Raw genomic sequence first — 13,129 nt, 5'->3', positions numbered from 1 at the left:
GCGGCCCCCGAGGGGCGCGTCAGCACCTTCGGACGGCCGGGCGGTGCTGACATGAGCATTGCCTTCACGCTCGATGGCCGCGCCGTCGCCGCCGAGACCGGCGAGACCCTGCTCGACGTCGCCCTCCGCGAGGGCATTGCCATCCCGCACCTGTGCTTCAGCGACGCGCAGGGTGCGGCCGGCAACTGCCGCGCCTGCGTGGTGGAGGTCGATGGTGAACGCACGCTGGCGGCGTCGTGCTGCCGCGTGCCACGCGACGGCATGGTGGTGCACAGCGCCAGCGAGCGTGCCCGGCGCGCGCAGCGCGGGGTGCTGGAACTGCTGAAGAGCGACCTGCCGCCCACGCCGTTGAAGGTGGACGACGAGGTGGCGCGTTGGTGCGATGCGCTGGGCGTGGGCACGCCGCGCTATCCAGCCCGTGTGTCCATCGACGCGGACCGCTCGCACCCGGCCATCGCGGTGAACCTGGACGCCTGCATCCAGTGCACGCGCTGCGTGCGCGCCTGCCGCGACGTGCAGGCCAACGACGTCATCGGCCTGGCCTTCCGCGGCGAGCAGGCGCAGATCACGTTCGACCTCGGCGACGCCATGGGCGCGTCCACCTGCGTGGCCTGCGGCGAATGCGTGCAGGCCTGCCCCACCGGCGCGCTGGCGCCGGCCAACGGGGCGGCGGCCGAGGTGCCGGACAAGCGTGTGGACTCCGTTTGCCCGTTCTGCGGCGTGGGCTGTGCGCTGACCTGGCAGGTCAGGGACGACCGCATCGTGGCCGTGGAGGGCCGCGATGGCCCGGCCAACCGCGGCCGGCTGTGCGTCAAGGGCCGCTACGGCTTCGACTACCCGCGCCACCCGCAGCGGCTGACGGTGCCCCTGATCCGCCGCGACGATGCACCCAAGGACGCCGACGCGTCCACCGACCCGGCCGTGGCCCGCCAGTGGTTCCGCGAAGCCACGTGGGAAGAGGCGATGGCCCGCGCCGGCGGCACGCTGCGCCGGCTGCGCGATGCGCGCGGCCCGCGCGCGCTGGCCGGCTTCGGCTCGGCCAAGGGCAGCAACGAGGAGGCCTACCTGTTCCAGAAGCTGGTGCGCGCCGGCTTCGGCAGCAACAACGTCGACCACTGCACGCGGCTGTGCCATGCCAGCAGCGTGGCGGCGCTGCTGGAAGGCATCGGCTCCGGCGCCGTCAGCAACCCGGTGACCGACGTGGCGCAGGCCGACGTCATCGTCGTCATCGGCGCCAACCCGGTGGTCAACCACCCGGTGGCGGCCACGTGGATCAAGAACGCCGCGCGGCGAGGCGCCAAGCTGGTGATCATCGACCCGCGGCGCAGCGAACTCGCGCGCCACGCCACCCACCACCTGGCTTTCCGCCCGGGCAGCGACGTGGCCCTGCTCAACGCGATGATGCATGTCATCGTCGACGAGGGCCTGGTCAACGCCCCCTTCATCGCCGACCGCACCAGCGGCTACGAGGCACTGGCCGCCAAGGTGCGCGCCTTCTCGCCCGAGGCCATGGCGCCGGTCACCGGCATCGACGCGGAGACGGTGCGCACGGTGGCACGGCTGTACGCCATCAGCCCGGCGGCGATGATCCTGTGGGGCATGGGCGTCTCGCAGCACGTGCACGGCACCGACAACGCGCGCTGCCTGATCTCGCTGGCGCTGATGACGGGCCAGATCGGCCGCCCCGGCACCGGGCTGCACCCGCTGCGCGGGCAGAACAACGTGCAGGGCGCGTCCGATGCCGGGCTGATCCCGATGATGTTCCCCGACTACCACCGCGTGGACGACGCGGCAGCGCGGGCGCAGGTGGCGCAGGCCTGGGGCATGCCGGTCGAGCGGCTCGACGCGCAGCCCGGGCTGACGGTGGTGGAGATCCTGGCGGCCATTGACCGCGAAGAGATCCGCGGCATGTTCATCATGGGCGAGAACCCGGCGATGTCCGACCCCGACGCCCAGCACGCCCGCCACGCGCTGGCACGGCTGGAGATGCTGGTGGTGCAGGACATCTTCCTCACCGAGACCGCGGCGCTGGCCGACGTGGTGCTGCCGGCCAGCGCCTTCGCCGAGAAGGATGGCACGTTCACCAACACCGACCGCCTGGTGCAGCGCGGCCGGCGCGCGCTGTCGCTCCCAGGGCAGGCGCGGCAGGACCTGTGGTGCATCGTCGAGCTGGCGCGCTGGTTCGACCTCGACTGGTCGTCGTATGGCGCCACGCCGCTGGACTGCGAGGCTGCCGCGGCGGCGGTGTTCGACGAGATGCGCACGCTGATGCCCAGCATCGTTGGCGCCAGCTGGGCGCGGCTGGACCGTGAGGGCGGCGTCACCTACCCGGTGGCCCGCGAGGACGAACCCGGCCACCCCATCGTCTTCGTCGACCGCTTCCCCACCGCCGACGGCCGCGGCCGCTTCGTGCCGGCCGACGTGCTGCCGCCCGACGAGCAGCCCGACGACGCCTACCCGCTGGTGCTGATCACCGGCCGCCAGCTGGAACACTGGCACACCGGCAGCATGACGCGCCGCGCTGCGGTGCTCGACGCGCTGGAGCCGGAGCCGGTGGCATTGCTGCACCCGGCGGAGCTGGCACGCCACGGCCTCTTGCCCGGCGGGCTGCTGACGCTGCAGTCCCGCCGTGGCGAGGTCAGCCTCTACGCGCGCGCCGACGAGGGCATGCCCACGGGCACCGTGTTCGTGGCCTTCTGCTGGTACGAGGCGGCGGTGAACCGGCTCACCAACCCGGCGCTGGACCCGGTGGCGCGCATCCCGGAGCTCAAGTACTGCGCGGTGCGGCTGCGCGCCGGTGGCACGGCGCCGGCTGAAGGTGGCTTCCGCGCTGCCTTGCAGCCGACGGCATAGGCTGACCAGCGGCTCAGCCGCCGGAGCGCTTCGCGTCGAAGCCCTCGGCCTGCAGCCACACCGTCACACGCTCGGCGTGGTCACCCTGCAGTTCCAGCGTGCCGTCGCGCACCGTGCCGCCGGTGCCGCAGGCGCTGCGCAGGCGTTTTCCAAGCGCCGCCAGGTCGTCGGCGTTCAGTGCCAGACCCCGCACCACCGTGACGGTTTTGCCGCCGCGCCCGGCCTTCTCGCGGGACACCCGCACCCGGCCGTCACCCAGAACGGCCTGGCGTGCCTCGGTGGCGCAGCGGCAGGCCGTCAGCGCCTGGCGGCAGGCCGGGCAGGTGCGGCCGGTGTCGGTCGAATACACGAGGCCGCCGGAGTTGGAGGAGCGCATCGGGAAAACCTGGCGAGAAATGCGAAGGACATCCAAAATGCTAGCAAGCCTGGATGGCCAACGCGTCAGAATCCAGACATCGTCGAGCCTGTTCCGATCCACCCGCCTGCGATGACGACGACACCACCGGACGACCCGGCGCAGGGGCGCGAACAGGTCTTCGACCACGTGGGCGACGGCGTCTGCGTGTTCGACGCCGGCCTGACGCTGCGTTCGGCCAACCCGCGCGTGGCCGAGGTGCTCGGCCTGCCTGCCGCGCTTCTGGCGCCGGGCACGCCGGTGCAGGGCTGGCTGCGCCACATGGCCGAGGCCGGGCACTACGGCCCGGGCGAGGTCGAGCACGAGGTCGCCTGGCGGCTGGAGCGCCTGTCGCAGCCCGAGCATCAGATCGTGCAGCGCGCGCGCCCCGATGGCCGCATGATCGAGACGCGTCGCACGCCGCTGCCCGATGGTGGCTTCCTGATGGTGTGCGTGGACGTCACCGAGCGCCTGGTCTCGGAGGCGGCGCTGTTCGAGAACCGGCAGACCCTCGAGGTGCTGCTGGCCAAGACCGAGGAAGGCTTCTGGTTCATCGACAACGCGCACCGCACCACCGATGCCAACCCCGCGATGTGCCGCATGCTGGGCCTGTCGCACGACGAACTGCTCGGCCGCACGATCTGGGAGTTCGTCGACGCCGAGAACGAGGCCATCTTCCGTGCCCAGGTCGCGCGCCGCAATGAAGGCCGCGCCAACACCTACGAGATCACGCTCACGCGGGACGATGGCGGGCGGGTCACCTGCGTCAACAACGCCACCCCGATCCACGACGCGCAGGGCCGCAAGATCGGCGCCATCGGCCTGTTCTCCGACGTGACCGCCGAGCGCCAGGCCTCGGCTGCCGCGCGCGATGCGATGGCGCTGGCTGCGGAACAGTCGCGTGTGCTGGCGCTGACGCTCGACAGCCTGTCGCAGGGCGTGATGGGCTTCGATGCCGACCTGCGGCTTCGCAGCTGGAACCAGCGCGCTGTCGAGCTTCTCGAGCTGCCGGTCGAACTGCTGCAGACCCATCCCTCGCTGATCGAGATCGGCCGCTGGCAGCTGGCGCATGGCGCGTTCGGCCAGGAGATGGATCTCATCGAGGACGACGCCGACCGCGATGCCGTGCGCCGGCACATAGCCGACAGGCTTTCGGCGGGTGAAGAGCCCGTGCTGTACCGGCGCAGGCGACCGGACGGGCGCGTGCTCGAGGTCCGCTCGCACCTGGGCCGTGACGGTGGCCAGGTGCGCACCTACACCGACGTCACGGCCGAGGTGCAGGCGTCGGCCGCGCTGGTGGCGGCCCGCGACGAGGCCGAGCGGGCCAACCGCGCGAAGTCGGCGTTCCTGTCGCGCATGTCGCATGAATTGCGAACGCCCCTGAACGCCATCCTCGGTTTCGGCCAGCTGATGCAGAGCGACCCGGCACGGCCACTCGAACCGACACAGCGTCAGCGGCTGCAACAGATCCTCCGCGGGGGCGAGCACCTGCTGGCCTTGATCAACGATGTGCTGGACCTTGCGCGCGTGGAAACCGGCGCGCTGCCGATGCACGTGGCACAGGTCGATGCCGACGCCCTTGCCGACGAGTGCCTGAACATGGTGGCGCCCGTGGCGACCCAGCGACCCGTGCGACTGCTGCCGCGCGAGGGGTCGGCAGGCACGGTGCTGGCGGACCTGACGCGTCTGCGCCAGGTGCTGCTGAACCTGCTGGCCAACGCCATCAAGTACAACCGTGCCGGCGGCGACGTGCGCCTCGTGTGCCGCGTCAATGCCGAGCGCGTGCATATCGACATCGTCGACACCGGGCCCGGGCTCGACGAGGCGCGGCAGCAGCGCCTCTTCCAGCCGTTCGAGCGCCTGGATGCCGACCGTGACGCCATCGAGGGCACCGGCATCGGCCTGGCACTCAGCCGCATGCTCATGGAGGCCATGGGTGGCCGCATCGGCGTGCGCAGCGCGCCTGGCGCGGGCAGCACGTTCTGGATCGAGTTGCCAAGGGCCGACGGCGTGGCGCAGATGCCATCCGCAGCGGCGGCATCGGCATCGGGCGCCGCGGTCAGCGATCGCCGGCACGTGCTCTATGTCGAGGACAACCCGGTCAACCAACTGGTGATGCAGGGCATGCTGTCCCACCGGCCGCATGTCGAACTCGCGCTCGCCGCCACGGCCGCCGAAGGCCTGGCACAGGCGCGGCGACAGCGACCCGACCTGGTGCTGATGGACATCCAGTTGCCCGGTGCCAGCGGCTACGAGGCGCTGGCCCAGATGCACGCCGATCCTGCGCTGCGCGCGGTGCCGGTGCTGGCGGTCAGTGCGAACGCCATGCCCGCCGACGCACAACGGGCGCAGGCCGCAGGGTTTGCCGACTACCTCACCAAACCCCTGGACCTGCCCACGTTGCTGGCCACCGTCGACCGCTGGCTGGCGACAACGGCAGGCTGACCACAGCGGCTTACTTGGCCGCCTTCTTCGCCGGGGCCTTCTTCGCTGCGGCGTTCTTCACGGGTGCCTTCTTGGCGGGGGCCTTCTTGGCGACAGCCTTCTTCGCCGGGGCCTTCTTCGCGGCGGCCTTCTTCGCCGGCGCGGCCTTCTTGACTGCAGCCTTCTTGGCCGGTGCTGCCTTCTTCGCCGCCGGCTTCGGTGCGGCGGCCTTCTTGGCGCCACCGGCGCGCTTCTCCGCCTGCTGCACCGCCTTGTCCAGCGCCTTCTGCGCCTTGGCGATCATGTTGTGCAGGCGGGATTCCGCGCGCTTGAGCGCCGTCTCCACCTTGCCCTGCACCTTGTCGGTCTTGCCACGCGCGGCGGCCTTGACCTTGTCGAGTTCGCTCGACGCGGCACCACGCAGGTCGTCGATCTTGCCCTGCAAGGCCTGGCGCACGTGCTGCGCAGCGCTGCCGAGATCGTCCACGGCCTTGGCGAGTTGAGGATTGGCGGGTTTGCGAGTTGCCATACGTGTGTCCATTGCGTGTTGTAGGGAACCCGACTTTACCCCGCGATGTCGCGTGCGCCGCTGTGGCGGTGGCCCGCCCGCGCGCTGACGATAATCCGCGGCATGGGGGAATTCGAGCTCATCGATCGCTTCTTTCGCCGCAACGGCGCGGCGGCGGCGAACGCGCCATCAGGTGTGGTGCTCGGCATCGGCGACGACTGCGCGCTGCTGGCGCCGCGGCCCGGCATGCAGCTCGCCGTGTCTTGCGACATGCTGGTCGAAGGGCGCCATTTCCTGTCCACGGTGGCGCCGGAGATGCTCGCCCACAAGGCGCTGGCGGTGAACCTTTCGGATCTCGCCGCCTGCGGCGCGCAACCGTTGGCCTTCACGCTGGCGCTGTCGATGCCGCGGGCCGACGAGGCCTTTCTGGCACCCTTCGCACGCGGCCTGTTCGCGCTCGCCGATGCGCACGGCATCGCGCTGGTCGGTGGCGACACCACCGCCGGGCCGCTGAACGTGTGCGTTACGGTGATGGGCGAGGTGCCCGCCGGCCAGGCGCTGCGGCGCAGCGGTGCCCGTGCCGGCGATCGCGTCTGGGTCAGCGGCCGGCTCGGCGATGCACGGCTGGCGCTGGAGGTGTTCCGCGGCACGCTCACGGTGTCCGGCGACGTCTTTGCCGACACACGTCGCGCCATGGAGATGCCACAGCCGCGGGTGGCCCTGGGCGTTGCCCTGCGCGGCGTGGCCAGCAGCGCTGTCGACCTGAGCGACGGGCTGCTCGGCGACCTGGGCCATGTGCTGAAGGCCTCTCACGTGGGCGCCACCCTCGACGAGGCGACACTGCCCTGCAGCGATGCCGTCGCCGCCCTGGACATCCCGTGGCGGCGCACGTGCCTGCTGCATGGGGGCGACGACTACGAACTGCTGTTCACCGCGCCCGCCGCCAGTGATGCCGCGGTGATGGCCGCCGCCGCGACGGCCGGTGTGCCGGTGACGGCCATTGGCCGCATCGACGCCGAGCCGGGCCTGCGTCTGCGCGATGCGCAAGGCCAGGCCGTTGGCGCGCCGCTGCGCGGCTTCGACCACTTCGCCGCCGAGACCACGGCGACCGTGCCGTGACCCGCGCCACTGCCGGCTTCATGCTGCGCCATCCGGCTCGGTGGATCGCGCTGGGGTTCGGCAGCGGCCTGGCGCCCAAGGCGGCCGGCACCGTGGGCACGCTGTGGGCCTGGGTGGCATTCCTGGTGCTGGACCGCTGGCTCGACGACCGCGGCTGGGCGCTGTTGCTGGTGGCGGGTTTCGCCGTCGGCTGGTGGGCATGCACGCGCACCGCGCAGCACCTGGGCGTGGGCGACCCTGGCGCCATCGTCTGGGACGAGATCCTGGCCTTCTGGCTGGTGCTGTGGATCTGGACGCCGGCAGGCTTCGTCGGCCAGCTGGCGGCGTTCGCGCTGTTCCGCTTTTTCGACGCCGCCAAGCCGCCGCCGGTGGGCTGGGCCGATGCACGCTACAAGCTGCGCCCCGGCACCGCCATCGGCTGGCGCGAGGGGTTCGGCATCCTGTTCGACGATCTGGTGGCCGCGTCGTGCACGCTGCTGCTGCTGGCCATGTGGACAGTGGCATGGAACTGATGCGGTTCGAGCCCGGCGTGCGTGCGCTCGGCGAAGCGTTGCGCGCGCGCGGCTGGATGCTGGCCTCGGCCGAGAGCTGCACCGGCGGCGCCATCGCCGCGGCGTGCACGGCGGTGGCCGGTTCGAGCGATTGGTTCGAGCGCGCCTTCGTCACCTACAGCAACGCGGCCAAGACCACGATGCTGGGTGTGGATGCAGCGCTGATCGCCGCGCACGGCGCGGTCAGTGAACCGGTGGCGCGCGCGATGGCCGAGGGTGCGTTGAACCACGCGCCGGTGCAACTGGCGGTGGCGGTGACCGGCATTGCCGGCCCCGGCGGTGCGGTGCCCGGCAAGCCGGTGGGCACGGTGTGGCTGGCCGTGGCAGGCGGGGGCAGCACCATGGCCGAGCGCCTGCAGCTCGATGGCGACCGCGACGCCGTGCGCGCACAGACGGTGGCCGCCGCGCTGGCGCGCCTGCTGCAACGCGCCTGGCCCGTCAGCTGACGGGCAGCGCCAACGTCAGCAGCAGGGCCGCGAATTCGTCCGCCGGCAGGGCGCGCGCCCACAGCCAGCCTTGCTGCAGGTGCGGCCCGCAGCCCAGCAGCCAGACTCGATGCGCCTCGGTCTCGACGCCTTCGGCCACCACCTCGACGTCGAGCGCGCGGGCCATGCCGAACATCGCCTGCACCAGCGCACCATCGCCCGCGCTGTGGGGCAGATCGCGGACGAAGCTGCGGTCGATCTTCATGCGGTCGGGCTGCAGCATCTTCAGCGTCGCCAGCGACGAGTAGCCGCAGCCGAAATCGTCCACCGCCAGGCGCACGCCAGCGGCCCGCAGCGCCGCCACGGCGCGATGCGTGGCGTCGCCGTCGGCCAGCAGGGTGACCTCGGTCAGCTCCAGTTCCAGGGCATGACGGGGCAGGCCGTGGCGGCGCACCGCCGCCGCCACCCGCGCCGGGAAGCCCTCGTCGCGCAGCTGAAGTGCGGAGACGTTGATGGCCAGTTGCAGGCCCTCGGCACCTGCGGCATGCCAGGCCGCCAGCTGCGCGCAGGCCGTCTCCAGCACCCAGCTGCCCAGTGGCACCACCAGCCCGCAGCCCTCAGCCACGTCGATGAAGCGGTCGGCGCCGAGCAGGCCGCGCTCCGGGTGGGCCCAGCGGACGAGGGCCTCGGCACCGACGATGTGGCCGTCGTGCGGGTCGACCACGGGCTGGTAGTGCAGGCGCAGCTGCCCTGCATCGATCGCGTCGGCGAGTTCCCGCTCGAGGGTCCGGCGGACCCGCAGTTCGGTGTCCATGTCGACGTGATAGAAGCCGTGTCGGCCGCGGCCGAGCTGCTTGCTGCGGTACATGGCCACGTCGGCGGCATGCACCAGGGCGTCGAAGTCTTCGGCGTCGTCGGGGAAGCGGGCGATGCCGATGCTGCTGCCGATGCGCAGGGCCTCGGCCACGCCGTGCAGCGGCTGCGGCTGCCGCAGCCGGTCGATGACGCGGGTGGCCGCGTGGTCGGCGGCAGCATCGTCGCAGTCAGGCATCAGCACCAGGAATTCGTCGCCGGCCATGCGGCAGACCACGTCGGACTCGCGCAGGCACTGCCGCAGGCGCGTGGCCACGGTCTGCAGCAGCGCGTCGCCTGCCGCGTGACCGTGGGTGTCGTTGACGGCCTTGAAGTGGTCGAGGTCGACAAACATCAGCACCAGTCGACTGCCGTCGCGCCGCGCCTGGGCCGCCGCCACCGTGAACAGCTCGCGCAGCAGCGTGCGGTTCGGCAGGCCGGTGAGCGCGTCGTGCATCGCCATCTGGCGCAGCGCCTCGTTCTTGTGTTCGAGCTCGTCGATGAGCTGCCACACCTGCGTGTGCACGCTGGTCAGGTGCCGACCGAGCTGCCCCAGTTCATCGTCGTCCGTCCATTCGGGCGCTGGATCGGATCGCCGGTGGGTGAGGCTGTCCGCCTGCCGCTTCAGCGCCTCGATGGGCCGCACGAGGCGCGACGACATCAGCCCCGCGATCACGACGCCGCCGGCGAGCACCTGCAGCGCAACCAGCCATAGGGTGCTCAGCCGGCGCTCGAGCAGCAGGCGGTCGAGTTCGCGGTCGTCGAAGTGCACGCGCACGCGGGCGACGGTCTGGCCTTCGTAGCGCACGGCCGCCTCGCGCACCACCGCGGGTGGCGATGTGGGGCAATGGTCGCGCCGGAGGTCGGGTGCATCGACCGTGGGTTGCAGGTCCAGCACCTGCACCCCACAGACCGACGGTTCGCGCAGGATGCCCTCGATCGCCGCCTGCAAGCCAGGCGTGCTGAGGGTCCATGCGGGCTCGGTGAGCGCCGCTGTCGCGAGCGCGACGACAGCACTGCGTGTACGGTCGACCACCGGCTGCTGGGACTGGCGTGCGTTGTAGTCGCCGATGACGATGACCAGGGCCGCAGGCAACACCACACCGGCGACGATGGCCGCCAACACCGCGCGGCGCAGCGACAGCCAGGGGCTGTGCATCAGCGGATGCTGGCGATGGCGCGGTCGATGCGCGCCATCCACTCCGCCGGGACGGCGCGGTTGCAGTAGAGGTGCCGGGTCTGGCCCTGCGGCTCATCTGCCAGCGGGATCAGGCGCAGGCCGGGTGCCATCAGCATCGCGGCTTCCTCGGGTGCCACGGGCATCCAGTCGGCGCGGTCGGAGGCCAGCATGCGCGCCATCTGGACGGGGTCCACGCTGGTGCGCAGCGGCGGATGCGCCGCCGCGGCGATCAGCGCGTCGAGGCGCGGACCGTAGGAATAGCCGTCCTTCACCAGCAGGCGCAGCCCGGGCGTGGCCAGCAGCGTGGTGGCGTTGGCCGACGGCTCGCGCCAGGCGCTGTCGCGCATCAGGGCCGCCAGCGGGCTGTCACGGTAGAGCGATGCACTGAAGCGGCCCAGGGCCTCGCGATCGGCGTTGCGGAACCAGCCCACGCCGCAGTGCAGGCCCGTGGCCTCGCCCTGGATCAGCGCGAGTTGCCGTTGGTTGGGCGTGCGCGCCCACGCGAACACGATGCCGGCGGCCTGCAGTGCGCGGGCGGCGGGCTCGGCCACCAGGCCGCTCACCTGTCCATCGGTCCTGGTGGCGGAATAGGGCGGGCGTTCCTGGTAGTGCAGGGTCAGCGCGGGGGCGGCATGCGCCATCGACCCCGCAGCCAGCGTCAGGTACAGCAACAGGCAGCGCATGCCTGGATTCTGGTCTGCGCTAGCCTCGCCGTCCATGGACATCCTGCTCTGTGGCCGATTCGACACCGGCGAACGTGAACTCTGGCGATCGGCGCTGGCTGCGGCGTGGCCCCAGGGCCACTGGCTCGACGAAGCCGGGGCCCGGGCCGCGCCAGAACAGGTGCGTGCCGCGGTGGTGGCCAACCCGCCACCCGGCGCGCTGCAGGGGCTGCCGAACCTGGCACTGGTGCAGTCGCTGTGGGCGGGGGTGGAGCGGCTGGTGACCGACCCGACGCTGCCGGCCCAGGTGCCGCTGGCGCGCATGGTCGACCCGATGATGAGCGTGGCCATGGCAGAGACCGCTCACTGGGCCGTGTTGTCCCTGCACCGGGACTTCGTGGCCTATGCCCGTCAGCAGCGCCAGCGGCAGTGGCTGCCGCACCCGCAGCGGCGTGCCGATGAGGTGCGCGTGCTGGTGCTCGGCCGCGGCGAACTCGGTCGCACCGTGGGCCGGCGACTGGCCGATGCCGGTTACCAGGTGGCCTTCTGGGCGCGCGATGACGACCTCGACAGCGCGCTGCCGCAGGCCGATGTCGTCATCAACCTGCTGCCGTTGACGCCGGCCACGCGCGGCCTGATCGATGCCCGCTTCCTGGCACGTCTGCCGGCGGGGGCGGCGCTGGTGAACCTGGCGCGCGGGGGGCATGTCGTCGAGGCCGACCTGCTGGCCGCTCTGGAGCGTGGCCCTCTGCGGCATGCGGTGCTGGACGTCTTCGCACAGGAGCCGCTGCCGTCCGACCACGCCTTCTGGACCCACGAGCGCGTGACCGTGCTGCCGCACGTGGCCGCGGCCACCGACCCGCGCAGCGCGGCAGCTGTGGTGGCGGCCAACCTGCAGGCCCTGGCCGACGGGCGGCCGCTGGCCCATCTGGTGGACCGCACCCGCGGCTACTGAAGGCTGTTGGTTCTGCCGGCTCCGCCACGGACCGGGCCTGCATGCCGGGCTGCTTCGCCAGGCGTGAAACCGTCCGCAGGGACGGTTTCAGGTCCAGGCTCAGCCAGCGTGCAGCACCAGCCGCGTGACCGCCTGGCCCCGCGGCGTGGCGGTGCGGGTGGCCATCACGGCCTGCAGCGCCATCAGCACCAGCTGGCGCAATGCGTCCCAGGGCTCGTTGGGCCAGTCGGGGTGGCGCAGGCCCTTGACCAGGCCGTCGCAAATGCTGGCGGCCTCCACCAGGTGGGCCAGCGTGTGCGCCGGCAGGCCGGGCAGCACGCGCTCGAACAGGCGCTGGCGGGCGCCCCACACGCGCGCCTCCTGCAGCGCCATCGGCAGCGGCCGGCCGGTGTCGAGCGCGTCGCGCGCGCGCTTGAGCGCCTGCAGGTCGGCCGCCAGCGTCCAGTGCACCAGCACCGCCGCCTCGCCTTCGGCGCGCAGGCCGTCGAGCATGCGCAGCGCGCGTGCCGTCTGACCCTGCAGCACGGCCTCGGTGAAGCGCCAGACGTCGTAGCGCGCCACGTCCAGCACCGCGGCCTCGATCTGGTCGAAGCTGAGTTCGCCTTCGGGGTACAGCAGGGCCAGCTTCTGCAGCTCCTGGTGCGCCGCCAGCAGGTTGCCCTCGACGCGGTCGGCGAAGAAGGCCAGCGCCTGCTGTCCCGCCTCGCCGTCGGCCACGCGCTGGCCCTGCGCCGAGAGCCGCTGCGCGATCCACGCCGGCAGGGCGCGGCGCTCCACCGGCTCCACGCGCAGGGTGGCGCCGGAACGGTCCAGCGCGGCGAACCACGCGCTCTTGAGCTGCTGACCGTCCAGGCGCGGCAGCTGCACGATGGTCAGCACGTCGTCGCCGAGCTGTTCGCAGTAGCGCTGCAGCGCCTCGGAGCCTTCCTTGCCGGGCTTGCCGCCGGGGATGCGGATCTCGATGAGCTGGCGGTCGGCGAACAGGCTCATCGACTGCGCGGCGCCGAGCACGCCCGCCCAGTCGAAGTGCGCACCGCCCACGGCGAAGACCTTGCGCTCGGCGTAGCCGGCGGCGCGCGCGGCGGCGCGGATGGCGTCGCAGGCTTCCTGCGCCAGCAGCGGCTCGTCGCCATGCACGGTGTAGAGCGGGCGCAGGCCGCGCTGCAGGTGCGCGGCCAGCTGGTCCGGTCGGATCTGCATGCGGCC

At 72.1% G+C, this 13,129-nt stretch carries 11 protein-coding genes; 6 read left to right on the top strand and 5 right to left on the bottom strand.

The features are described from left to right. Positions 1-51: 51 nt before the first annotated feature. Entirely contained in the window at positions 52-2,853 is a 2,802-nt protein-coding gene (gene fdhF, locus ENE75_RS08740) for a formate dehydrogenase subunit alpha (protein WP_128197883.1), read from the top strand. A gap of 13 nt (positions 2,854-2,866) precedes the next feature. Here the strand turns inward: fdhF and ENE75_RS08735 are convergent, their stop codons facing one another. After that, complete coding sequence (locus ENE75_RS08735) at positions 2,867-3,229, bottom strand: translation initiation factor Sui1 (protein WP_128197882.1); 363 nt, start codon at positions 3,227-3,229, stop codon at positions 2,867-2,869. Positions 3,230-3,340: 111 nt separating this feature from the next. Here ENE75_RS08735 and ENE75_RS08730 point away from each other — a divergent pair, with 111 nt between their 5' ends. Then, complete coding sequence (locus ENE75_RS08730; RefSeq protein WP_128197881.1) at positions 3,341-5,692, top strand: PAS-domain containing protein; 2,352 nt, start codon at positions 3,341-3,343, stop codon at positions 5,690-5,692. Positions 5,693-5,702: 10 nt separating this feature from the next. Here the strand turns inward: ENE75_RS08730 and ENE75_RS25075 are convergent, their stop codons facing one another. Beyond that, positions 5,703-6,200 carry a hypothetical protein gene (locus tag ENE75_RS25075; protein WP_199232248.1) on the bottom strand — a complete coding sequence of 166 codons (498 nt, stop codon included), beginning with the start codon at positions 6,198-6,200 and terminating at the stop codon, positions 5,703-5,705. 102 nt (positions 6,201-6,302) lie between these two features. Between ENE75_RS25075 and thiL the strand changes: the two genes are divergently transcribed. Genes thiL through ENE75_RS08710 form a run of 3 tightly spaced genes read left to right on the top strand, consistent with a single transcriptional unit; the run spans position 6,303 to position 8,295 of the window. Further along, entirely contained in the window at positions 6,303-7,298 is a 996-nt protein-coding gene (gene thiL / locus ENE75_RS08720) for a thiamine-phosphate kinase (protein ID WP_128197880.1), read from the top strand. 20 nt (positions 7,299-7,318) lie between these two features. Then, positions 7,319-7,810, top strand: a complete 492-nt coding sequence (locus tag ENE75_RS08715) for a phosphatidylglycerophosphatase A family protein (protein ID WP_128198243.1) — start codon at positions 7,319-7,321, stop codon at positions 7,808-7,810. Further along, positions 7,801-8,295 (top strand): CinA family protein, encoded by a 495-nt coding sequence (locus tag ENE75_RS08710; RefSeq protein ID WP_128197879.1) that lies wholly within the window; start codon positions 7,801-7,803, stop codon positions 8,293-8,295. The genes ENE75_RS08715 and ENE75_RS08710 overlap by 10 nt, the downstream gene beginning before the upstream one ends. Here the strand turns inward: ENE75_RS08710 and ENE75_RS08705 are convergent. Both ENE75_RS08705 and ENE75_RS08700 read right to left on the bottom strand, forming a co-directional pair. Next, complete coding sequence (locus ENE75_RS08705) at positions 8,288-10,285, bottom strand: putative bifunctional diguanylate cyclase/phosphodiesterase (protein WP_128197878.1); 1,998 nt, start codon at positions 10,283-10,285, stop codon at positions 8,288-8,290. The genes ENE75_RS08710 and ENE75_RS08705 overlap by 8 nt on opposite strands. Then, the gene (locus ENE75_RS08700; RefSeq protein WP_128197877.1) at positions 10,285-10,989 is read right to left on the bottom strand and encodes a transporter substrate-binding domain-containing protein; all 705 of its coding nucleotides are present in this window, start codon (positions 10,987-10,989) and stop codon (positions 10,285-10,287) included. Before ENE75_RS08700 ends, ENE75_RS08705 begins: the two co-directional genes overlap by 1 nt. Positions 10,990-11,023: 34 nt before the next feature. Between ENE75_RS08700 and ENE75_RS08695 the strand changes: the two genes are divergently transcribed. Then, entirely contained in the window at positions 11,024-11,923 is a 900-nt protein-coding gene (locus ENE75_RS08695; protein WP_128197876.1) for a 2-hydroxyacid dehydrogenase, read from the top strand. 99 nt (positions 11,924-12,022) lie between these two features. On the opposite strand, the gene holA is transcribed toward ENE75_RS08695, so the two are convergent. Continuing rightward, positions 12,023-13,123, bottom strand: coding sequence for a DNA polymerase III subunit delta (gene holA, locus ENE75_RS08690; RefSeq protein WP_128197875.1), 1,101 nt, complete (start codon positions 13,121-13,123; stop codon positions 12,023-12,025). Positions 13,124-13,129 lie beyond the last annotated feature (6 nt).

Source organism: Rubrivivax albus (genome assembly GCF_004016515.1).
Taxonomy (GTDB): Bacteria; Pseudomonadota; Gammaproteobacteria; order Burkholderiales; family Burkholderiaceae_C; genus Rubrivivax; species Rubrivivax albus.
Note: the sequence above shows the minus strand (reverse complement) of the source record. Positions and strands in the feature narration are given on the sequence as shown.

What these genes read in the sequence shown, in the direction of transcription:
- fdhF (WP_128197883.1), top strand. Translation starts at nt 52, where the DNA reads ATGAGCATTGCCTTCACGCTCGATGGCCGCGCCGTCGCCGCCGAGACC.
- ENE75_RS08735 (WP_128197882.1), bottom strand. Translation starts at nt 3,229, where the DNA reads ATGCGCTCCTCCAACTCCGGCGGCCTCGTGTATTCGACCGACACCGGC.
- ENE75_RS08730 (WP_128197881.1), top strand. Translation starts at nt 3,341, where the DNA reads ATGACGACGACACCACCGGACGACCCGGCGCAGGGGCGCGAACAGGTC.
- ENE75_RS25075 (WP_199232248.1), bottom strand. Translation starts at nt 6,200, where the DNA reads ATGGCAACTCGCAAACCCGCCAATCCTCAACTCGCCAAGGCCGTGGAC.
- thiL (WP_128197880.1), top strand. Translation starts at nt 6,303, where the DNA reads ATGGGGGAATTCGAGCTCATCGATCGCTTCTTTCGCCGCAACGGCGCG.
- ENE75_RS08715 (WP_128198243.1), top strand. Translation starts at nt 7,319, where the DNA reads ATGCTGCGCCATCCGGCTCGGTGGATCGCGCTGGGGTTCGGCAGCGGC.
- ENE75_RS08710 (WP_128197879.1), top strand. Translation starts at nt 7,801, where the DNA reads ATGGAACTGATGCGGTTCGAGCCCGGCGTGCGTGCGCTCGGCGAAGCG.
- ENE75_RS08705 (WP_128197878.1), bottom strand. Translation starts at nt 10,285, where the DNA reads ATGCACAGCCCCTGGCTGTCGCTGCGCCGCGCGGTGTTGGCGGCCATC.
- ENE75_RS08700 (WP_128197877.1), bottom strand. Translation starts at nt 10,989, where the DNA reads ATGCGCTGCCTGTTGCTGTACCTGACGCTGGCTGCGGGGTCGATGGCG.
- ENE75_RS08695 (WP_128197876.1), top strand. Translation starts at nt 11,024, where the DNA reads ATGGACATCCTGCTCTGTGGCCGATTCGACACCGGCGAACGTGAACTC.
- holA (WP_128197875.1), bottom strand. Translation starts at nt 13,123, where the DNA reads ATGCAGATCCGACCGGACCAGCTGGCCGCGCACCTGCAGCGCGGCCTG.